Here is a 21,273-nt window from a genome sequence, read left to right as displayed (position 1 = left end):
GACAATGCGAGTTTGAACACAGCGAATTGCTTAAAAACGTCTGACTTAATCAAGCGGATCCTCGAATTCATCAGAGCCATCGTAAAAGTTATCATCGTCGCTAAGGTAGAAATTTTCCTCGTCTTCCTCGTCTTCCTCGTTTTCCTCATACTCATCACCGCCAGACATTACGCTAATGAGTTGCTCGGCCGCCTCTTTTTCTTTTAAATTAGCGGCAAAAAGATTTTGCAAAGTCTCGTCATCAAGTTTTTTTTCACCTAAGGCATCGCTCACAAGCGCAATCACGTTCTTCTGCCAATTGGAAAAAGATCTCTCCTCAAGATCCCCTGCAAGCATGTCCTCCATCTCAAAGTCTCCTTCTTCCTCGAAGATATCTTCCTCCTCCACAACCGTGGGTAGGGAAGTGCTAACTTTTCTCTTCTTGTTGACGTGCTCTTCGATATCCGACCCCTCAGATAAATATGCATTATCTCCGTATTGTTCTTTATTTACCTTTCGCAAAGCATCTACTCCACCAGGTGCTTTGGCACCAACATACTTATTTTCTTCTCCTAACAATTGGGTAAAACTAAAATTCCCTGAGGTAATGGTTTCTCGAATGTATTTAGTGGCGTCAGGGACACGGCCTTTATCTAGGCGAAGAATGGCCGCACATTCGTTCATGATTTCGAGTTCATCTTTTTTGTACTCGATGCTGCCTTCGACATTAGAACCTCGAGTTAGTCGATCTAAGTCTTTCCCAATTCGAATACGCGTCTCCTTAGAATCATTTTCCTCGGTAATACAGCGATCAACGATTTGATCGATTTTTTTTCCAAACGACTTATAGGTCTGCGCTTTTCCATCGCGTTCCATAGGAAGGATTTCATTACCTTCTTGCAGACTAGGTAGTATCCGCGTTGGTGTTAATCCTATATCTGTTCCTGGCTGTAGAACGTAGTGATGGCTGCCTAATCTCATCACTTGCGTTTTAAATTGACTGCGCTTTCTGTCGCTAAAAATTTTCTCGGAATAACTTTTAGCGTTGTCAATATCGAGTTTAAAAATATTTAAGTCACTGAACTCTCTCTTGTTATTTTTTTTCGAGGTCTTATAGACCCGCGCTTTACTGGTAGTGGGGGGCACATAATCATTATATTTACTACCTATTTGTTCTTCGTATTTGCGCTTTTTTTCATTCTTAAGTTGCTCTTTTTTTTCGTCCTCGCGTTCAAAGCAAATCTGTAGTTTTTCCTCTTTTAATCTGAGATCGTGGTTCTTCGCTTCTTCTTCTGTAACAAAAAATTTACCAACTTCATGGCTAGAATACCAAACCGCGTCCTCTTTCGTTTTTACACGATCACGATTCCTATGTACCGTACGTTGAATGACCGTTTGACTGTTTTTTTGCATCTGCGCATACGCTTGCAATTGCGCTGTTTGCGGGCTAGATCGCTGTAAATCTCTCTGTGCCTGCAAAGTGGATTGGGCAGTATTGAGCGTACTAGAATCGAAAGCCGATGCCTGTGATTGCTCAGCCGGAACAGCAAGCGCAGTTGGTGTCACTTGCGTGGTCCCCTGAGATGGAAGCGGGCGTAATGAATACATCTTAATCTTCCTTCACTTATTCACCTAATACCGTAAAATAACTGTCTAAACCGGAAATGCTCATGATCATTTTCTCTTCTTCATCGTCCATGTCAACATTTTTCAGGCACCTCGCCGTATCGCTCAGCAGCTCGCGCTGATATCCCTACAAATAAATTACTTAACTGTTATTAGCGCGAGCCGCTATGGGTGCCATATACCTTAAATTATTGCACACTAGTCGATCCATAGCATATGAACGCACACAAGCAACTCGTTCTGCCTTGGTAAGCCAAGAAACATGAAGCGCAACAGCAGAAACCAGTCTCGTCATAATAGATTTCTAAACAAGACATTATTTGGCCCAATGTAAACTATTCAGTGTAGGCTGAATTCCGAGTCAGTTTGCGAGCACAAAAATGTGAGCATAGCAGGCCATGTATTTCAATCCTAATCAACCTACCTCTCGACATTAAATGAATAACACCGACAACGACATTGAAGTAATTGGCTTTGACTCCGAAGGCGAACCTAGTATCGGACTGCAAGACGATGGCAGTATTCATATCATGTTTAATTTCATGCCGCCTTCCTACGCACATGAAACAATTTACGCACGTAACTTCGAAGATTTTGAAGAACAATTAACTGCAGCAGTCGACAGCAAAGTCAATTGGGAAGATAGAGAACTTTTCATCATTGAAAAACCGAATACCGACACCCAGCAAAAGTTGATCGAATTCCTTTCCACCTATGAAGCGCAAGAATCTTATAAGAATATCGAACGCAAACTATTAGGACACGCAGCTTTTCGCCTCATACATACGGAACTAGAAGATACCGTTTTCAAGAAACTTCTCCAATCAGGGTTTCATGAGCGCCTTCCTCGTGACGGTGTATCACGCACTTACAGGAAAGAAATTAACGGCTGCGAGCAAAAGTTCTATTTCACTTACGATTCGAGATATCGTGAATATGCATGTTCACTTGAGATGCGAGTTGAAGCAGTCGAAAAAATTTACTATCAATTCAAAGGATTTTTCATGAGTGGAATGACTGAGCAAAACACCTGCACACTGCGCCCCAATTTGGAGCACTTCCTTCCATCAGTAAAACCGAGTTCTTACCCACAGAGCATCCGCGCTGTCGATTCCACTCTGGCCGATGTTCGGGCATTAGTCTTGGATTTTGGCATTCCCTTTTTCAAGCAAAACAACAACTTAAAAAACGTCGAAGAAACGCTCAACGGCAATCTCGACTTGCCCATAGATGCGAGAAAGAATTTCATGAATGGACAAGCGATTCGTGGTGCGATCTTAGCGACGCTGGCAGGCGGCGCAAGACTGGAAGAGGTACGTACTTACTATGAAAAAGATATGCCCAACTGGAGCGAGGCAGCAATTGAAAACTGGAACCAACTTCTCGAACATCTCGAGAAAGGTTGTTGACAGTTTCAAAGTACCGGCCTGCGACAAAGCTAATGTTAGTCAAAATCGGTTATGTCTTAAATTTGCCTTACTCGAATACTCTATATTAAGTCACATTATGCGCGGACTGCTCGAATCTAGTATCGTTAGAGTTGATCTTTTAAGCTCGGTACTGAGATCAAAGAGAAAGCTTCACTAGCGACCAACAAAGATATAATGTCTAATATTTTTATTATATTTCTTCGTTTAGCAGGAATCTCCTACGCAATTATTCGTCGAATATTGCACTTTAAAATACTTCTCGATCAATACGTAATCAACTCTCAGTATAGGAATTGCACTAATGGGCACCAATGCCAGCACAATACAAAAAATTTATATTGCCTACTTTAACCGTCCTGCGGATGTCGCTGGATTGGCGTATTGGGAAGGGCAACTTAGTGCAAATAAGATTTCGATGGAGGGGCTTGCTCAATCATTTAGTGAGCAAGTCGAATATCGGAATACCTACGGAGGAAAGAATACTTATGACGTAGTTAGCGCCTTATATCAGAACTTATTTGGCCGTGCACCAGATAGCGCAGGATTGGCGTATTGGGTAGGGCAAATTGATAACGGCACGATTAATCTAGGAATAACCGCATTGGCTATTCTGAATGGTGCCTCACCTAGTAGCAACGATGGTATTTCGATTGCCAACAAGCTTAGCTTTGCTCAAAATTTCACAGCTAGCCTCGATACTCAAGCAAAAGCCGCGAGCTATACGACCTCATCAGGGATAGACGCCATCAAATTAATCATGTCCAAAGTGCTCGCTGGAACGCCAGTTCCCACACTGACCTCCCATTCCAATTTGAGCTTTCCTTCTGGCCACAATACAGTTAACGCGATTGAAGCTTTACGAGGTTTTAAACTTGACTTAAGTCTGAGTGACTTAGCTGTCTCAGTAGGCTATAAACTTGAACTCATGATCAATGGAGAGCCACTCGGCACACCTGTTATACATACATTATCGATGGCTGAAATACAGGCGCAGAAAGCAAGCATCCTAGTACCAGCCTCCATTTTCTGGGGGATCGATGGAGATAAACGCGCAAGTATCAAAGTCAGCGATATTTTCGGAAATACCGGTGAAATAGGCGCCGAAACAAAGTTTCTACTTGATAGAGTATATCCGGAGAAGGGAAGCTCCTTTACAGTGAGAAAACAATCCGACAACCTATATCACCTAGAAATGATCATTCCTCAAGGCCAATTGAATGGTGGACATATCACCTTGGGACTTTGGGAAACAGATAATTCGGTGAGAGTCGATACGATCTCAGCTACTGACAAAAAAGTTACTTTTAAACTCAATGAAGATCAATATAGGGATATGCACTTCAGCAGTCACTTTGTACGTGAATATGATCTTGCAGGTAATTCCATCATGTTCGATATTTGGGATTTACCCAATGCGCTGCTAAAAGGATCAGACACCGAATTAACAACCCCAAAAAATATCAAATTCACCGCGGTAGGTGGAAAAGTGGATGCCGACGCCATCAATGCAAGCAATTCTAGTCTCATCGTAACCGCTGATATCGTTGCGGGAGAAGCAACGGGCGGTCACGCTGAACTAAGCTTCAATGGATCTTCAAGATATTTTTTAGTGTCTGACTCAGAAATTCTCGCTACAGATACAAAGCTCACATTTGAAATAAAAACAGATAGCCCGTTCGCATTGAAAAGCCTGTTGGGAGATGGTGGAAAGGCTTACGTTACCTTGTATACGGCGGCAGGTTCCTCTTCACTCTCGTTGAATGGATTGACATTGACAACCAAATATATCGCTGGAGAAGCAATACAAGGCAGCCTAAGTGCTCCGACTAACATAAAAATAACGCCACTAGGAGGGATAGTAAGTAATAGTAATCCTGGTTCTGTGGTCTTAAATGGCACCAATGTGGCATTCACTGCAGAAGCAACAATAGTCCCAGGACAAGTTACCTCGGGTTATGCTGAACTATGGATAAATAATAAGCTAATGGCTAAGGATCAATACATTTCACTCACAGATACACAGGTGACATTTAGTGTTACATCGGCACCTCTAAGTGCTTACAGTCCTTGGTACCTACAATCGATTGTACCCAGCGGAGGGGAGGCTGTCGTAAAACTATTTGATCTGGCTGGGCATGAAGTAGTTAGCGTTGATAATTTTACTGTGATTACAAATTATTCTTCCTTAACAGGCTATGACGCATCAAGTGACTTGCCTACTTCTGACTTAATTCAGATTATCGGGAGCCAGCAAGAGACGATATTCTGAAAATTACTGGTACAAGTAATGGCCAATAGCACTCCCGAGTTTGCGCTTGTTAGTGAGGAAGTCGAACACAACAATCGAAAAGCTCGGAGTCAGGTCTCACATTTAATATAGCCTCATAATTGACACGTTAAGACGCTCCCACAATAACAAAGCGCAATTCAACATCGGAAAGCATTGGAGTCAGTTTTGACATTCGACAGTGACATATAACCTCTTCCCACATAGGCACGATCACAAAATCTGCGCCACCACTTCCCTCAGCTAAAACGAAACCAAACAAAATATGATACCGCCGCGGGATATTAATTCGACTGTAGAGAAAAATGTACAGAGTGACTCAACCACAATGACGACAGCACCGACAAAACAAAGCTGGCTGGGGCAACACAGTACATTTATCAGAAAAGAAATTACCGAATTACGCCATTTCTTTGCGAAACCGGTTCGACGTTTTTCTAGTAAGTCTAATTTTTATGATCGCTGGAAACGGATAATCCTCATCGCAGGTATAGGTTTAACATTTAACGTCATCTACCTTATGTCGATCGGCCTAGCCTTGCATAATTGGACAACCATAGAGAATGTTCAAGATGTAACCAGTACCAGCGCAATATTTCTTGTGCTTGTGTTTGCGCCATTGATGGAAGAAATAATTTTTAGAGCTGGACTAAGAAAGTTGCCTTACACCCTGTTTGTGGGCCCGGCCTTGATCAGTCTACTTTTCGGTCAATGGCAAATTGCAGCAGGATTGTTTTTCTTAACTACGTCTATAGCAGCCTATCTCTATATGCTTGGTGTAGACGGAGGGGGAAAGTTTCGTTTAGGCCGACAGTTTATCCAGCATTATCCTAAAATCTTTTGGTTATTTGCCGGAGCTTTCGCGATCACCCACATCACCAATTTCAGATTCAGTGATGCCAGTGGATTACTCGTTATTTTTGCTGTAATGCCTCAATTGTCCATGGGGATGCTATGGGGCTATATAAGACTAAGAGACGGCCTGAGCAGCTCGATTACACTACATTTTGTGAACAATCTGACGATGTTGTCTTTGATTTTTATTTAATAAAATTTTATGTAAAACATTGGGACAGTTAGCGCATTTCTATGATTTGAAAAACTATTCTTCAGTCTTCAGTTTAGGCGACGAATTTCTTAGATCGGTAAAACAAAACTTTTTTAGCACATAAACGGTTTCGACATTAAATCTAAATCAGAAACATAGCATCACCGGATAGCCCAATGCGGGCGCCTCAAAAACGCGGTCAAGTATGTATGAAGTGCTACATTGCTCGACTCTCCGAGCGAGTTACAACTTAAAATTACTGTGCTTTTCCTGCCTCACAGTTATACTGATAACAAGACCATTCCGGGCGATTAGCATCGTTCGATTCAAATAGACTTGACTCAATTAATATATGAATCAAAATTCTGTATCTAATCTCCGTCGTTTGCTACCGGGTGTACCGAACATTGAGTCACCATTTTTTGAGTCTCTATTTGCTAACGCGGAACCTCACGTACAACAAATCGCCAAACAACTACACACTAATGGTGTTGCTGCCTTCAAGTTTCCAGAGGCAGAATTTGACCAACTAGCAGCCGATATCAAAGCGTCCCTGAGCAAAAGTTTTAACGAACAGAGTTGGGCGCGATTTCGTGCTGGAGGTGGGGCGGATCTGCGCCTGCTCAATGCTTGGCAAGTCGATGCGAATGTACGTCGTATCGCTGCCAATCAGAGCGTCATTAACTTATTGAGTAAGCTCTATGGCGCACAAGCATGGCCTTTCCAAACGCTGAATTTCCCAGTTGGTACGCAACAAGCACTACATTCTGATGCAATTCACTTTAATTCTGTGCCTGAGCGTTTTATGTGTGGCGTATGGGTGGCATTTGAGGATGTGACGGTTGACAATGGCCCGCTATTTTATTATCCAGGCAGCCATCGCCTGCCCATCTACACCAACGAACACCTAGGGCGCTGCGTTTCGACTTTGCCTACCAGACCTGATCAAACCATGTATGAGCCTATGTGGCGAGCCTTAGTAGAGGCACATGGTATGAAGCCCAAACGCTTTCTTGCAAAAAAAGGGGATGCACTGATTTGGGCGGCCAATTTATTGCATGGTGGCAGCCCACATATCAATCGTGAAGCGAGCCGTTGGTCGCAAGTAACCCACTACTTCTTCGAAGATTGTGCTTGGTATTCACCTTTATTTTCTGATCCATTTTACGGGCAAATTTATTTCCGAAAATTGATCAACATTCAAAATGGGCATTTCATGCCGAATCGCTATGCGGGATGGGATATTCCAGATCAATTTATTGATTCGACGCGCTCAACTCAACCAGACGGCCCCTATCACTTTGATGCGAATGCCTATTTAGAAGCCAATCCAGATGTAGCACAGGCTGGGGCAGATGCCTTACAGCACTATATACTTCATGGACATGCAGAAAGACGACGCCTACGCTAGCCAACCAACTTCTAGCTTAGTGTTTCTATAGACTTACGGGCGAAGGCTGGTTCAATACAGCACAAGCAGTGGTCAGGCATACCTTTAGCATTTCCACATTTTCGGTGAGAACCTAAATTCGAATTCGCGGCGAGGCCTACACATTTCATTCGTCAAAACCACCATTTACTGCTAGGATTTAGCCCTATTCTTCTAGGTTACTCTTATGTTAAAAAATATCGCCCTCCTCGCATTGTTATGCTCTGTAATCGCTCAATCAAACGCCCAAGAATATATGGATAAGATTGCAAAGCGAGCTTGTGAATGCTCAGAAACCATCATCAAAAATAACAATGAAAAAACACGTAATATGGAAGTCGGCTTTTGCATTTTGAACGCTGCCGATGCCGAAGATAAAAAGAGATTTAAAAAAGACTTCAACTTAGATTTCAATGAGATTGATAAAAATGGCGAGAAAATCGGCAAACTGATAGGCATGAAAATGGCGCCAATTTGCCCAGCTACCATGATGGCTTTAGCAAATACCGAAGCAGAGAAGGATAAAACGAGCAATCCTCTCCAAGTTATTGTTGGTGAAGTCATCAAAATAGAAAAAGACTTTTTTGTTTCATTTGTAGTGCGTGAATCAAACGGCAATTCGAGTAAGTTACTTTGGACCAGTCCTATCGAGACCAATATCGATATGGCGAACCAATATCTTTCATTACAAGGCAAGACTTTGCAGTTTTCATTTGAGAACCAAAATATTTTTGATCCAAAAATCAGCGAGTATCGTGCATTTAAGATCATTAAGAAAATCAACACGAAGTAAACGCCTTATGCGTTTATAGAAGATCTCGTCTTTTAATCATCACCATTAGTATCATTAAGTGTGATCAAACTCACGGACGAGATCTTCGATGAGCCTTTGCTCATCGAGAAGTTAGCGCTAATTAGGTCAATTCAAAAATCAACTTAGCTCGACTCACTAAGGCACTTGAGTTGTTTAGCGAATTCTTCAAAAAAACGACCTACGTGCAAGCCATCAACAAAAACATGATTAACACGAATATTAAAAGGCAGCATCGTTTGCCCACCATTATTCACATATCGCCCCCATGAAACCCGTGGGATTGCGTCGTCTCTATCGAGGCTCAGAGTGTGGTCTAAACCAGTGAACGAAATCCAAGGCAAAGACGACATGAACACTAAATCATCGCGCCCCGCCGCCTTACTAAAATCAAAATAACCACTGGATTCTTCGACCGCTTGTTTTAGCTTGCGATCAAACCGAATCACATCACTGTCCATATCCATCGTGATGATTCTAAACAGCTCTTCGCCTTTTTTGAGATGCGTAAAAGATGGATGCACTGCGTCGTGTAAAACCACTTCATCGTCACGAATCCGATACCGAAAATTATCAATCTGATTCATCGCGTGTATCGTCAAAAAAATCAAAGTGCTATTGAGAGAAATCGATTTTGACTTCGCCAATTCGGGAAGTCCAGTGATATCAACTTGCGTGTTGACATTGTAAAAAGGCAGATCGACCTTTCTAAAAAAGACAAAATGTTCGCGTCTATTCCAAGTGCTGATATCAATTTTTTTCATGTAAGTTTTATGCTAGTAGTAGTCATCAGAACTCTTTTTATCTTAAGAGCACGACATTAAATATAGTTGTACGATTCCATCATACGAATCTGCCGGAGCGAGCAAGCGCATTATGATACCGAAAAGTTCTGAGGGATGACACACACTAGCTTATTTAAGGTTCAGCTCAGAACTATGACCCGCATGATGAATTTTTTTTATGCTGTGTGGGGTAGGAGAGGAAAAAATTTACAAGAAACTCAAATATAGAATGGGTATCAAAACGTATACTTGAGCAGACTCAAAAAATGGTTCACGTAACCCGTACTAGGTCGAACCGCTGGGCATCAAATATTTGCTTCCTAAATGAATGGTAGCAAAATTCAACTTTACACAAAAAGATTTTTAGACTCTTTCTCAAGCTTACCAAATGAAATATCATCGCCCATCAAGGCGGCTTCAAATTTTACTTCCGTATCCTCGTCTGCAACGTCAAGCGCTCGTCTCATTGGATTTTCAAAATAAGTTCGATATGGGCCATTGTTGACACCGCCATCTTGAGCGAAAACGTTATTCGGATCACTTCCTTTACCACCATTTTGTTGCGCTAAAATATGGCCGGATTGGGCGACAATAAATTTATTATTAAATGTGCCGCCAGGCGCTATCACAGTGTCTCCAACTTTCGCTTTTACCATATAGGTTTCTACACCATTCCAACCGTAATCACCCGCATCATCACCATCCTTAAACTCAGACGCTAGCCCTTCCGCCTCCACATACACATTTCCTTCATATTGCATTGCGTTGATGTTGACAGCACGTTGGACTGGAAAATTGGTAGAGGGCGCCTGTTGCTGTATGCCGTTCTTCATTCGCAATTGAAGTGCCTGCAAATTTTTTTGTTGTGGGCTACTTGTCATCATCGCCCCTTGACTTTTCAACTGCACAGATACATGACGAGTATCGTCATGATGTTGAGACCATGTATCTGAATCCACATGCTTTGTTTGCGCTGTGTCGCTTTGCCGCGGTTGAGCTTGAGACGCCAGTGTAAAAGTTTTCATGACAAACGATCCTTTTTTCGAAATCAAAATGCATGGGTAAATCGAAGCACATACTATTTTTCTTCAATCAACATTAATATGCTCAACATCAAAACCATATCTGTCATTTAAGGCTGAATAATAGCAGTCACCCGACGTCTAGCGCGTTCACGCATGGAGCATTCGCGCAGTGTGTCCGAGAGCGCTTCTAGGTTCTTCACACCATATAAATGTAGCTGTGGATAGCTGGTATCAGACGATCTGAGTTGCAATATGCAATAGCCTAGCAAGCGCATGCCGAATGGCGAATTTAAATCAAAATGTTCTATCGTAAAAAGCTCAACATTATCTTTGACTTTAGAAAAAATGCCGCGCTCTAACTTGACCCTTTGCGTGGTGATTTCATAATGTAACCCGCGTGCTTTAAACCAGTAAAATGCATAGCCTATGCCTAGTGTTAGTACGACCACTATCCATTGCCAAGCGCTAAAAATGGTGGCGGGACGACCAGCGAATAAGATTTTCTCCGCATCATGTTCAACATGCGCGGTATATGCTTGCAAGTCGGTATTACAGAAGCGGCACTTAATCGCAACGGCTTTGATGGTCTCGCCACAAACTGGGCAGTCTTTGGTTTCGCGATTATCGGGGGAAAGATTGGCACTCATGGTACTTTCTTATCGTGGCTAGGCTAAATAAAGTGGGTAGTCTGTCATAAAGTTTTGTTGATAGCTAATGCGCTGGACGACCAGTTGACAATAATCATGCGTAGTTTGTGGTGCGTAGTGCTGACGATATGACTGGGCTTAGGCTTTGCCGAATTTCATATTGTTTCCATTGTCTACCTTTTTTCCAGTCACGAGCGCCTTCAATTCGTCGGACTGTACCGCAGGCGCAGTGCCTGTGAAGCTTACCTTGGCCGTGATCGCAGGATCATTGATGGCAGTGTCTTTTGCCGTTTTAGTATTATGTACTTTATCAATTGAGTTACTATAATCAAAACTGCAAGCATAGGTAAAACCATGCGTTGCGGTACCACCGCTAAATAGCTCATCTTTCACGTACTTTTCTGCTTGATGTAGATGACGGGAATTGAGATATTGTGAGCCTGGTCCAATATTGCCCTCAGTCGGACCACCGTCTCCACCTAACAGACGATTGACGACATGAAGTTGCGTCGCGTTGTTGAGCGTGCCGGCATCAGTAAGCCATCCTGCCCAAGAAGCAGTCCCGGTTCCAGATCCGGTTCGCTTGGCATCATTAGCTGCATACGTGACAGAATTATTGGTGCAAACGTCAATGTCGGTCTGACTTGTTCCATTCGCATTGATTAAGGTGACTTTTTTAGTCGTACCAGGAGCATAGGCATACAGCTGTGCGATAGGACCGTTTATTTTCCTTTGCGTCAAGTTACTCGCCACATCAACACTTTGACTCAGCTTCTTCGCGTGAATCAGACTGCCAGAATTAGCTTTCGCCCCCATCACATCAGCTTCGTGCTCCAATCCAGCATCATCATTCACGGGCACACCTTCTTTCATCTGCATGGTTGGCTGTACTCGTCCTTGCGCCTGCTGCACAACATGCCAGGCCTCGTGCGGCACATGATGCTCTTGCCCTGGTGCTACATGAATATCACTACCTTGCGCATAAGCGTGGGCATTCAGTTGAGCGGGTTGCGATGAGTTGTAATGGACTTTGACGTGATCCATGCTCATACCTGATAGTGATTCAATACCGACTTTAAGTTGATTGGGGAGACCTGTGTTATTCGGTTTTGCTTTTTCTGCTAGCTGTGCTGTGCCAAATTTACCTTGTAATAAAGCTTCGTCTTCAACACGCTGCGTAGTCGCCAGTTTTGCTTGAACGGTTGACGGTTCATCCTCTTCGACTCTTTGCGCTGTGTCGAACTTCCCTTGCAGTGCCTCCTCGTCCTCTGCACGTTGTACACTAGCAAACTTGCCCTGCAAGGTTTCATCTTCTTCGACGCGCTGTACTGTGCAGAATTTACCCTGTACCAGCTCATCTTCAACACGTTGCGTGACCTCAGCTTTAGCTGCCATTTTTGTCTGTAGGAATTTAAGTTGGCTCACCGCCGAACTTTGACTGGCAATACTTTGTACTTGGCGTTGTATGGATTGGGTTTCACGGGTATCGAGGACTTGCGCCGCATTCGCTTGTCTTAACTGAGTCGCCGTTGTGACACGCGCTGGGTGCCGTCCAAATGATGGATCTGCTATGCGAGATGTACGCGTTTGCATGTTGTTTCCTTTCAATTTCCGTGTATTTAGACTACCCAGACTTATCTTAGGTCAGTATAACCAGTTCACATTTATAACAAAACAGTTATTTTTTTACATGTAAATTAGTGCTAATCCCTAGTCATACCGCCTCTCTGTGAGTTATGCATAATCCGCGCCAGCTCATGAAAGTTGTCCTCATTTCTATAAAGCTCGTCTTGCGCTGATGCAATCTATGAACAAAAACTATTTTTTGACGGTCAATGAAAAATCCCTCACACTTCGACGTAATGACAATATTTGTAAATCATTCCGGCTAAAGCTTCTTAGAAATTGCCAATAAGAACACTCAAGGCTACGCGACCAAACAACTATGAACTGTAAAAATTGTACAAGTAAAATCCACGGCAACTATTGTGCTCAATGCGGACACGCGGTAAAACTAAAGCGAATTGATAGCCATTTTATTTTGCATGAAATTGAACACGTTTTGCATTTGGAAAAAGGCTTCTTTTTCACCATCAGAGAATTACTGCTTCGCCCCGGAAAATGCGTCAGAGAATACGTCAATGAGAACCGTAGCCGCTTGGTCAAACCGATTATTTTTATTATCGTCAGCTCCCTAATTTATACCCTAGTAGCACACTACTTTCATATCGAGAAAGGGAATTTGGCCGCGAGTGACAACAAAACCATCACCGCAGTTGCCATTTCAAATTGGGTACACACGCACTATGGCTATGCCAACATTATCATGGGCTTATTTATCGGGTGTTGGTTGAAAGTTTTCTTCAGAAAGCACGATGTCAATTTTTTTGAAATCTTGATATTGCTATCTTTTGTGATGGGCATAGGTATGCTTTTTTTGGCCTTAGGCGTTTTTTTAAATGGTATAACTGGATTCAATCTTACCCAAGCTTACGGTGTCATTATCTTCCTTTACCTAGCTTGGGCAATAGGCCAATTTTTCGATCCCCAAAAAGCACTCAGTTATATTAAAGCAGGTAGCGCCTATGTTTTAGGCTTTGTCACATTTAATGGCGGTGCATGGTTAATAGGTCTTGGCTACGATACCTTCATTAGATAGCAAAACATTGAACAATGAAAAAATATCTCACTCTGATTTTGATCTGTGCAATAACGATAGGATTAACACTCGCTCTGATGCGCTACATGCGGCTCGATAGTTTTGCCTTCGCGTGGGCACTCAATTTCATGTTGATGCTGTGCGTGCATATCTTTATAGATGCATTAAAAAGCCAGCTCAAGCTTACTTATTTCGATGACAGAAAGTGGGAAAGAAAGGGCAAGATATACGAATACATTGGAATCAATTTATTCAGGAAATTATTGGTTTTAATCGGTTGGGAAAAATTAATTCGAAAGGGAATTCCCATAGAAAAAAGCGCCGAAGCTATGGCGAATTTATATTACCAAACCAAAAAATCTGAGTTGGGCCACCTAATTATTTGGTTCATCGTTTTAGGATTTACTATTTTCGTTGCAGTGGAATTTGGCGTGATCAAATCTTTATGGTTATTAAGTTTTAATACCCTGTTCAACCTTTATCCCGTGCTATTGCAGCGCTATAACCGACCACGTATTGCACGAGCGATCAAACCCGAGCATAAGTAGAATAATCCGCAAGGATAATCAAACTCGCATAGATAAGCATCTCACATAATTGCTAAGATTTTTTAGGAAGCCAGCATGAAAGATCGTATTGAAAAATTAGGCCAAATAGCAAAGCAATCCGCCAATAGCGCGGGGCGTAATCTACTACAAGTGCAACATCTGGCGCACGATGTTACTCAGACAATTAGTCAGACTGTTTCTAAAACTGTTTCTAAAACTGTTTCTCAAACGCTCTCTCGAACCCTTAATCAAAACACTAAACAAGAAGCCATAAATAAAATCAGCGCGGCTACCAATGCCACCCTCTCCACAGCAATTACAGCGAGCAAATCCTTACAACAATCTGTGCAGCAATCTATCAGTGACGTGATCGAACATGAAACAACACAAGCACTAATGGTACAGGTTAAAGAAACTAGTCAGCACATCGCTGAAAGCGCCAGCGAAGGCGCAAAATTTGTCAGCCACCAAATCGTAGATGGTGTCAAAAAAATTGATGACAAACTAGAAGAAAACCATATTGAGATCAAAGAAAAAACAGAAACTGTCTCTATGGGTTTAGGAATCGCTGCCGGCGTTGCAGCAGGTGCGGCGATTGTAGGACCACCTATAGTCGTCGCGGCGGCACCGGTAATCGGCGCAGCCGCAACGATGACAGGTGCGGTCGCTGGCACTGCTTATTTTTATTCCAAATGGAAGAGTAAAAAAGCGCAGGAACAAATGAATGAAAATAGACAAGACGACACAGTGGCATCAAAAAATCTTACTCAAGATGCAGATCAGAAATAGCTGACCCCAGTTCTAATTCAATTACTTGCATGATCCACACTCGACTTCCTATTGCTGTAGGGAAAAGAATTAAGTGAATATATCTCGAAAAATATTTTCACGATTTTCGACTTTTGCATGCCCCTTCCGACTTGCACGCGGCACCAACTATCCTTACACTAGCCGCCGACGAATCACAATAAGAGGCAATATATGCAAGATTGGTGGGCTTTAGAAAAACTGTGGCAAAAACATTGTGATCCTGCCCATCAAGAAGTTGCGCACGACATCAAGCTATGGCATCAACAACTCAAAGCGCTTTACGCCAATCATTTAGCACACCCTGCAGTCATCAAATTCCTACTAGAAATAAGACCAAGCTTGCCAGAGTTTAAGGATTGGCTGCTACAAATGCGCGAAGCCTATCAAATTTTAGAAAGCGCAGAACAGGCCGCTGACGCTGATGCAGACGATAATCTGACTCAAGAACAAATCGATTTTTGGAACAAAAATGGCTATCTTGTTTTATCCAATGCGATTGATGCAAAGGCCTGTGCAGCAAGTCGGGACGCTATTTGGCGCTTCTTAAATGCAGATATCAACGATCCCGCCAGTTGGTACCGCGCTCAGCATTTACAGCAAGGGTTAATGCTGCCTTTTTACAATCACCCTCAGTTAAATACCAATCGTGCGTCCAAGCGTATCCGCACTGCCTTTGAACAACTGTACGGCACCAAAGCCATCTATAAAACCATAGATCAGACCAGCTTTAATCCACCTGAAACGAATAACTTTTCATTTCGGGGTAACGGCCTGCATTGGGACGTGAGCCTCACACTCCCTATTCCAGAACGCTATCAAGGCTTACTCTATTTGAGTGATTGTGATGAGATGGACGGCGCGTTCCACTGTGTACCTGGCTTTCACCACCAAATCACACCATGGCTGGAGCAACTCGCGCCGCACGAAGACCCGCGTGAATGCGCGCTTCGAGATCTACAAGCGCAGGCTGTCACAGGCAAAGCTGGAGACTTCATCATATGGCATCAGGCTCTTCCCCACTGCGCAACCGCCAATCGCGGAAAGACGCCACGCATGGTGCAATATTTAGCCTACATCCCCGACGATCATGTCGATCAAAGTGTGTGGCGTTAAATAAAACTTGGGAACTGCCGGCGCATGAGTCAGAAACATAGAGGCAATACTGCGAAAAACCGTCTTAGATGGAATGGCCAAATATAATTTCTACCAACCCTAGTTATAAGCTAAGTTTATAGCTAAAATAGATATTCACTTCAAACACTCCGTTGTTCTTCCCATGTAAGAAACTAAGAGGCAAGTCATGAACTCCAGCGCGACATCGCAATACGCTAGATCTAAGCACCGTCAGAACATCATACAAGCCCAGAATAAGAATAGCCGTGTCGATACACATGAGTCAGCCACGGATCTTCGTTCGCAAACTCAGCAATTACGCGCCATCCAACGGATGACACAAAATAGTCTGCAGACACAACAACTCCAAGCAAAAACAGCATTCATGGGACGGCCAGTTGCACAAAGAGCCGAAGATGAAGAAGCACTACAAGCAAAATTAAACACCACACAGTGTGTCGCTGATGAGGAGCTCACTCAAAAAAAATCCGACGCTGACAGCAGTCACACCAACCACACAGGCCTCCCCCTACAACTCAAAGCCGGTATCGAATCCATTTCTGGTATGAATATGGATCACGTCAAAGTTCATTACAATTCAGCCCAACCGGCACAGCTCAACGCTCACGCTTACGCGCAAGGCGGCGATATACATGTCGCACCGGGGCAAGAACAGCATCTCCCCCACGAGGCTTGGCACGTGGTTCAACAAGCGCAAGGCAAAGTCAAACCGACCATGCAAATGAAAGCAGGCGTGCCTATCAACGATGAAGTGAGCTTAGAGCACGAAGCCGATATGATGGGTGCACAAGCGATGCACGTTGGACTGAGCCACGCAAATACAAGTCAACACAGTGTGAGCGCCATCTCAGCGCCGGCACAACTCACAAACAAGACAGCCCTACAACGTAAAAGGTATGACCCCAATGGTGCCACCTATCAAAATGATTCAGAAAATGTGTGGCTCGACAAGAACCTCGCAAAGATAGGTCATGTGTTTACACAAGATGCAGGAACTCAGGGCACCCGGGTTGAGCTAATAGAAAAGTTCGCTGATGCTGGAGAAGCCGTAGGTAGCGCTGTCGCTGGCAGTACCTGGATCACTGCCGCAATCGATTATGACAAACCAGAAATTGACAACAAAATTGACCCTTTCCGTTTGCGTGTATCGGGTGTCCATTCTGTCAACAAGAATCTGGCACTTGATTATCATTTTGGCCCCTACAATTTAGGTTACGTGGTCAAGGTCAATGACAATGGCAATGTCAGCAGTATGGCGACTCGTGACCAACTCACTGGCAACAAAAAAGGAATCGCAGCCAGCTATAGCAATCAACATCACGATACGGGCGACAGCGATTTAGAAAATACCGCAAATGCAATCGCCGTAGGTCGTAAGCAATCCGACAATGAAGCGAGCTTGGATGCCAACACCAAAATGGCAGGTGAGGCGGCTCGCTTTAACTGTGTCAAAAATCAACTCCTTAACCTGCGAGATAACACTTATTTCTTCACGCATACAGACAAACGCGATGTACAGTGGGTGACATTTGCAGATCTTTGGCTGACCTGGTCAGCTACCTTCGATAAAGACTTTGGCATCAGCGACGAGCGGGTGAAAACCGCCGTTGCTTCCGATTCTCTAAAAAAATTAGCTGGAAAAATTGCGAGAGGCAGCGGCGAGCCAAATAAAATCACCACACTGGTTGATTACAATCTAGATGAATCTAGACAGGCCAACGAGACTGATAGACATAAGTTCGTAGAAACAACCGTCACAGACAATCTAGGTAAAATAAACGCTACACGTAAAGCGCTGGTAACCAGAGCCCTTACTAACTGCGACGCCGTAGTTTACTTGCCCACCGTCTCAAAAACAGGAAAAACCCATACGATTACGATGTGGCAGGATGGCGCAGCTCAAGTCAAGGCGGCCTTGCCTGAAAATACGACCCTAAATGAAGTATGAAAAACTACAGGATTATAAAAATAATGGCGAATAATGGTGAATAATCGCTGAAACATCACCACATAAGTACAGGAAAGCAAATAGAAAGCGATGCAGAATACCGCTATGAATGAGGCAAGCAGAAGCGCCTTACTTTCTGTTTCGAGAGATAAATTCGCGTTAATCGACAGCGATAGGCACGGGTATTTGTAAGCCTACTTTAACGGTCTCCATCACCACGGTGGTGTGAAATTTTTGTACCGCCTCATTACTGTGGAAAAGACGATGCGTCAACACTTCATATTCGTACATGTCCATCACAGAGATAATGAGGATGAAGTCTTGATCCCCTGCCACCGCGTAGCACTGCTGAACTTCTTCAGCCGCCATCATAGTAGATTTAAACTGTTCATTAATTGAGGCGCGTCCTATTTTCAGACTCACCGCAACGATTAAAGTAAGCGACCGCCCCAGCGCTTTAGGATCAAGCACTGCATGTTCGGCGACAATGACGTGCTCATCACGTAATCGCTTAATACGCCTTTGTATAGCCGTCGTTGACAAGGCAATTTTTGCAGTCAATTGTTCTGCACTTTGACGACTATCTCTTTGCAATTCACGCAATAAAATTAAATCAAAATTATCTAGCTTATTCATTTTTGCAGTGGGACGGCGTTTATCAAGAAAATCAGAGGGGAAACAGCGTTTTAGGCTATCTTTTTGCTGCACACAAGCGACGCTCGCCAATTATGCTTACGCTGTAATTGACTGCTCCATTTGGGATACATCGCAAATTGTACCTTGCACTTTTCCCGCCTCATTAAATTATTAAACACAGGATGAACATATCATGAAGTTGACACTCTATTCAGGTACCAAAAACGCATCTAGTTGGGCCATGCGTGCCTGGCTCGCTTTGAAAGAACAAAACTTAGCATTTGAAGAACATGTCGTCGATATCCGAAGACCGCAGCGCTTTAAAAATCTTGCGAAAATCGGTGAGTTTTCTCCCCCTGCTGCAGTTCCAGTCTTACTTGTGGATAGCCAAGTCATTTTTGATTCATTGGCGATAATGGAATTCGCCAACGAAATAGGTTCTAAATCTCTACTCCCGCCTGATTCGCCGACTCGAGCGCGTGTTCGATCCATGGTTGCCTGGCAACATGCTGGGCTCTCAAATTTATGTCCTCATTTATTTTTTGAAAGTGCCTTTTATCCCGACAAGCGCGCACTTAGTGAAAATGAGAAAAAACAAATCAAGTTCCTCTTCACGGTCTGGGAAAAACAATTAAGTGCTAGCAACGGACCATATTTATTTGGCGACATATCTCTCGCAGATCTCTCATTGGTTCCAACTATAATTCGAATATTCCGACATCAACCTGACTTCACGCTCTTTCCTCGAGTAGCGAGCTGGGGTAGCCAATTAATGCAACGTGCTAGCGTACAAGAATGGCTCTCGGACGCGGATCGACTTGAGCCGGTCTGGTATGACGATTATTTGCTCTCTGACTAGGGCGTATAGACCTACTATATAAACCTATTATTTAGACCTACTATTTGGGCTATCCACATAATCTTCTCAGCAGGAGTAGAATTCTGAATCAGATGCCACCAACGATAATTCGCTAGTGGCATAGACTCGTCGTAACTTGAGTCGAGAATCTATTTCAAGAAGATATTATCTTTACCGGCTCGCGCTCATCGTAGTGCTTCTTGAAATAGCTTTTTAAACTTCAAGGAAATGAGATGAACGCACAAAGAGGAGAAGCACTGCATCAAATCGTGATTGTTGGTGGTGGCGCAGGTGGTTTGGAGTTGGCCGTACGTTTAGGTAAGCGGCTCGGCAAAAAAGGCAAAGCCCGCATTACCTTAATTGACGCCAGCCGCACGCATTTATGGAAACCTTTATTACACCAAGTCGCTGCTGGCACTTTGGACAGCCATGCTGATGAACGTGAATATTTCGCTTTGGCGCGCAGTAAACACTTTGAGTTTCGGCTCGGTCGCATGCAAGGATTATCGCGTGAGAAAAAAGAAATCTACCTCGCGCCCACTTTAGATGAAGACGGCAACGAACTCTTGCCGCAACAAGCTATTCATTACGACCAATTAGTGATTGCCCTAGGCAGTCAGACCAATGATTTTGGCACTCAAGGCGCCAAAGAAAACTGCATCATGCTTGACTCGCTGCAAGCCGCAGAACGCTTCCATCACAAACTGATTAATTGCTGCCTGCGAGCACAATCCCAAAACCAACATGCAGGCGAAGGACGTTTTACCGTGACCATTATTGGGGGTGGTGCAACCGGTGTCGAGTTGGCGGCAGAGTTACACATGACCACCAAAATTCTATCCAGCTATGGATTGGTAAATTTCCATCCTGAAAAAGAACTCAAGATCGTCATCGTTGATGCCTCTCCTCGCCTACTACAAATGCTGCCAGAACGCTTGTCGGATGCTGTAGCGAAAGAACTGCGTAGCATTGCGATAGAAATTCATACCAATGAAAAAGTAGTCGAAGTCAGTAAAGAGGGCGTGGCGATGGCCAGCGGAAAATTTATTCCTAGCGGTATCGTGGTGTGGGCGGCAGGAATCAAAGCACCAGACTTTTTGAAAAATCTCGATGGCTTGGAAACCAATCGGCTCAATCAATTAGTCGTGCAACGCAATTTACAAACCACACTGGATCCCTCTATTTTTGCAATCGGCGATTGCTGCGCCTGCCCGCAAGGCGAAGGCTTACCTAACGTACCGCCACGCGCGCAATCAGCGCACCAGCAAGCCACTTGCCTAGCCGATTCTTTGTGTCGTTCATTGGCAGGAAAATCACTCAAAGACTTCGTGTACAAAGATCATGGTTCACTGGTCTCGCTCGGTAACTACAGTACCGTCGGTAGCTTAATGGGAGCGATTGCCAGCGGCTCTGTATTCATCGAAGGCACATTGGCAAAATGGATGTACTGGTCACTGCACAAACATCATCAAGTGGCAGTCAACGGCTGGTTTCATACCTGGTTATCAACTTGGGCGGAGACTATTGATAGAGTGCGCAATCCTAGGATTAAGTTGCATTGAGTATTTTTATTTAAGAGCAAGCCGCGCAATGGTAGTAGTGCTCACAATGA

The 21,273-nt window shown here is 43.7% G+C and carries 18 protein-coding genes; 12 read left to right on the top strand and 6 right to left on the bottom strand.

The window, feature by feature from the left end:
* Positions 1 to 45: 45 nt before the first annotated feature.
* Complete coding sequence (locus tag ACFFJH_RS19305) at positions 46 to 1,587, bottom strand: hypothetical protein (RefSeq protein ID WP_390214698.1); 1,542 nt, start codon at positions 1,585 to 1,587, stop codon at positions 46 to 48.
* Between the two features lie 455 nt (positions 1,588 to 2,042).
* Here ACFFJH_RS19305 and ACFFJH_RS19300 point away from each other — a divergent pair, with 455 nt between their 5' ends.
* The 5 genes from ACFFJH_RS19300 to ACFFJH_RS19280 all read left to right on the top strand — a co-directional run bounded on the left by ACFFJH_RS19300 (position 2,043) and on the right by ACFFJH_RS19280 (position 8,592).
* Entirely contained in the window at positions 2,043 to 3,014 is a 972-nt protein-coding gene (locus ACFFJH_RS19300) for a hypothetical protein (RefSeq protein WP_390214697.1), read from the top strand.
* A gap of 322 nt (positions 3,015 to 3,336) precedes the next feature.
* Positions 3,337 to 5,304 carry a DUF4214 domain-containing protein gene (locus ACFFJH_RS19295; protein ID WP_390214696.1) on the top strand — a complete coding sequence of 656 codons (1,968 nt, stop codon included), beginning with the start codon at positions 3,337 to 3,339 and terminating at the stop codon, positions 5,302 to 5,304.
* A gap of 346 nt (positions 5,305 to 5,650) precedes the next feature.
* A complete protein-coding gene (locus ACFFJH_RS19290; protein ID WP_390214695.1) occupies positions 5,651 to 6,370 on the top strand; it encodes a CPBP family glutamic-type intramembrane protease in 720 nt (239 codons plus the stop codon).
* Between the two features lie 352 nt (positions 6,371 to 6,722).
* Positions 6,723 to 7,781, top strand: a complete 1,059-nt coding sequence (locus ACFFJH_RS19285; RefSeq protein ID WP_390214694.1) for a phytanoyl-CoA dioxygenase family protein — start codon at positions 6,723 to 6,725, stop codon at positions 7,779 to 7,781.
* Positions 7,782 to 7,986: 205 nt separating this feature from the next.
* Positions 7,987 to 8,592, top strand: a complete 606-nt coding sequence (locus tag ACFFJH_RS19280; protein ID WP_390214693.1) for a hypothetical protein — start codon at positions 7,987 to 7,989, stop codon at positions 8,590 to 8,592.
* Between the two features lie 143 nt (positions 8,593 to 8,735).
* On the opposite strand, the gene ACFFJH_RS19275 is transcribed toward ACFFJH_RS19280, so the two are convergent.
* The 4 genes from ACFFJH_RS19275 to ACFFJH_RS19260 all read right to left on the bottom strand — a co-directional run bounded on the left by ACFFJH_RS19275 (position 8,736) and on the right by ACFFJH_RS19260 (position 12,660).
* Positions 8,736 to 9,374 carry a CatA-like O-acetyltransferase gene (locus ACFFJH_RS19275; protein ID WP_390214692.1) on the bottom strand — a complete coding sequence of 213 codons (639 nt, stop codon included), beginning with the start codon at positions 9,372 to 9,374 and terminating at the stop codon, positions 8,736 to 8,738.
* 368 nt (positions 9,375 to 9,742) lie between these two features.
* On the bottom strand, positions 9,743 to 10,420 hold the full coding sequence (locus tag ACFFJH_RS19270; protein WP_390214691.1) for a hypothetical protein: 678 nt from the start codon (positions 10,418 to 10,420) through the stop codon (positions 9,743 to 9,745).
* A gap of 107 nt (positions 10,421 to 10,527) precedes the next feature.
* Positions 10,528 to 11,067, bottom strand: coding sequence for a PH domain-containing protein (locus tag ACFFJH_RS19265; protein WP_390214690.1), 540 nt, complete (start codon positions 11,065 to 11,067; stop codon positions 10,528 to 10,530).
* A 138-nt stretch (positions 11,068 to 11,205) separates the two neighbouring features.
* On the bottom strand, positions 11,206 to 12,660 hold the full coding sequence (locus ACFFJH_RS19260) for an eCIS core domain-containing protein (protein WP_390214689.1): 1,455 nt from the start codon (positions 12,658 to 12,660) through the stop codon (positions 11,206 to 11,208).
* 469 nt (positions 12,661 to 13,129) lie between these two features.
* Between ACFFJH_RS19260 and ACFFJH_RS19255 the strand changes: the two genes are divergently transcribed.
* The 5 genes from ACFFJH_RS19255 to ACFFJH_RS19235 all read left to right on the top strand — a co-directional run bounded on the left by ACFFJH_RS19255 (position 13,130) and on the right by ACFFJH_RS19235 (position 18,166).
* Positions 13,130 to 13,726, top strand: a complete 597-nt coding sequence (locus tag ACFFJH_RS19255; protein WP_390214688.1) for a DUF3667 domain-containing protein — start codon at positions 13,130 to 13,132, stop codon at positions 13,724 to 13,726.
* Positions 13,727 to 13,740: 14 nt separating this feature from the next.
* Positions 13,741 to 14,274 carry a glycosyl-4,4'-diaponeurosporenoate acyltransferase CrtO family protein gene (locus ACFFJH_RS19250; RefSeq protein ID WP_390214686.1) on the top strand — a complete coding sequence of 178 codons (534 nt, stop codon included), beginning with the start codon at positions 13,741 to 13,743 and terminating at the stop codon, positions 14,272 to 14,274.
* A 75-nt stretch (positions 14,275 to 14,349) separates the two neighbouring features.
* The gene (locus ACFFJH_RS19245; RefSeq protein WP_390214685.1) at positions 14,350 to 15,063 is read left to right on the top strand and encodes a hypothetical protein; all 714 of its coding nucleotides are present in this window, start codon (positions 14,350 to 14,352) and stop codon (positions 15,061 to 15,063) included.
* A 192-nt stretch (positions 15,064 to 15,255) separates the two neighbouring features.
* A complete protein-coding gene (locus ACFFJH_RS19240; RefSeq protein ID WP_390214684.1) occupies positions 15,256 to 16,197 on the top strand; it encodes a phytanoyl-CoA dioxygenase family protein in 942 nt (313 codons plus the stop codon).
* A gap of 187 nt (positions 16,198 to 16,384) precedes the next feature.
* Positions 16,385 to 18,166 (top strand): eCIS core domain-containing protein, encoded by a 1,782-nt coding sequence (locus tag ACFFJH_RS19235; protein ID WP_390214683.1) that lies wholly within the window; start codon positions 16,385 to 16,387, stop codon positions 18,164 to 18,166.
* A 159-nt stretch (positions 18,167 to 18,325) separates the two neighbouring features.
* Here ACFFJH_RS19235 and ACFFJH_RS19230 read toward each other — a convergent pair whose 3' ends face one another.
* Complete coding sequence (locus ACFFJH_RS19230) at positions 18,326 to 18,802, bottom strand: Lrp/AsnC family transcriptional regulator (protein WP_390214681.1); 477 nt, start codon at positions 18,800 to 18,802, stop codon at positions 18,326 to 18,328.
* Between the two features lie 193 nt (positions 18,803 to 18,995).
* Here ACFFJH_RS19230 and ACFFJH_RS19225 point away from each other — a divergent pair, with 193 nt between their 5' ends.
* Together ACFFJH_RS19225 and ACFFJH_RS19220 are read left to right on the top strand one after the other, a co-directional pair.
* Positions 18,996 to 19,661, top strand: a complete 666-nt coding sequence (locus ACFFJH_RS19225; RefSeq protein ID WP_390214680.1) for a glutathione S-transferase family protein — start codon at positions 18,996 to 18,998, stop codon at positions 19,659 to 19,661.
* Positions 19,662 to 19,894: 233 nt separating this feature from the next.
* Positions 19,895 to 21,223: an NAD(P)/FAD-dependent oxidoreductase gene (locus ACFFJH_RS19220; RefSeq protein ID WP_390214679.1), complete on the top strand. Its 1,329-nt coding sequence runs from the start codon at positions 19,895 to 19,897 to the stop codon at positions 21,221 to 21,223.
* Positions 21,224 to 21,273 lie beyond the last annotated feature (50 nt).

It is taken from the genome of Affinundibacterium danionis (assembly GCF_042432465.1).
GTDB lineage: Bacteria > Pseudomonadota > Gammaproteobacteria > Burkholderiales > Burkholderiaceae_D > Undibacterium > Undibacterium danionis.
The sequence above is the reverse complement of the archived record's forward strand: the minus strand, read 5'-3'. Positions and strand labels throughout refer to the sequence as shown.

Coding starts and splice junctions, on each gene's coding strand:
- ACFFJH_RS19260 (WP_390214689.1), bottom strand. CDS start 12,660: ATGCAAACGCGTACATCTCGCATAGCAGATCCATCATTTGGACGGCAC.
- ACFFJH_RS19245 (WP_390214685.1), top strand. CDS start 14,350: ATGAAAGATCGTATTGAAAAATTAGGCCAAATAGCAAAGCAATCCGCC.
- ACFFJH_RS19300 (WP_390214697.1), top strand. CDS start 2,043: ATGAATAACACCGACAACGACATTGAAGTAATTGGCTTTGACTCCGAA.
- ACFFJH_RS19250 (WP_390214686.1), top strand. CDS start 13,741: ATGAAAAAATATCTCACTCTGATTTTGATCTGTGCAATAACGATAGGA.
- ACFFJH_RS19225 (WP_390214680.1), top strand. CDS start 18,996: ATGAAGTTGACACTCTATTCAGGTACCAAAAACGCATCTAGTTGGGCC.
- ACFFJH_RS19265 (WP_390214690.1), bottom strand. CDS start 11,067: ATGAGTGCCAATCTTTCCCCCGATAATCGCGAAACCAAAGACTGCCCA.
- ACFFJH_RS19285 (WP_390214694.1), top strand. CDS start 6,723: ATGAATCAAAATTCTGTATCTAATCTCCGTCGTTTGCTACCGGGTGTA.
- ACFFJH_RS19220 (WP_390214679.1), top strand. CDS start 19,895: ATGAACGCACAAAGAGGAGAAGCACTGCATCAAATCGTGATTGTTGGT.
- ACFFJH_RS19275 (WP_390214692.1), bottom strand. CDS start 9,374: ATGAAAAAAATTGATATCAGCACTTGGAATAGACGCGAACATTTTGTC.
- ACFFJH_RS19270 (WP_390214691.1), bottom strand. CDS start 10,420: ATGAAAACTTTTACACTGGCGTCTCAAGCTCAACCGCGGCAAAGCGAC.
- ACFFJH_RS19305 (WP_390214698.1), bottom strand. CDS start 1,587: ATGTATTCATTACGCCCGCTTCCATCTCAGGGGACCACGCAAGTGACA.
- ACFFJH_RS19290 (WP_390214695.1), top strand. CDS start 5,651: ATGACGACAGCACCGACAAAACAAAGCTGGCTGGGGCAACACAGTACA.
- ACFFJH_RS19240 (WP_390214684.1), top strand. CDS start 15,256: ATGCAAGATTGGTGGGCTTTAGAAAAACTGTGGCAAAAACATTGTGAT.
- ACFFJH_RS19230 (WP_390214681.1), bottom strand. CDS start 18,802: ATGAATAAGCTAGATAATTTTGATTTAATTTTATTGCGTGAATTGCAA.
- ACFFJH_RS19235 (WP_390214683.1), top strand. CDS start 16,385: ATGAACTCCAGCGCGACATCGCAATACGCTAGATCTAAGCACCGTCAG.
- ACFFJH_RS19295 (WP_390214696.1), top strand. CDS start 3,337: ATGGGCACCAATGCCAGCACAATACAAAAAATTTATATTGCCTACTTT.
- ACFFJH_RS19280 (WP_390214693.1), top strand. CDS start 7,987: ATGTTAAAAAATATCGCCCTCCTCGCATTGTTATGCTCTGTAATCGCT.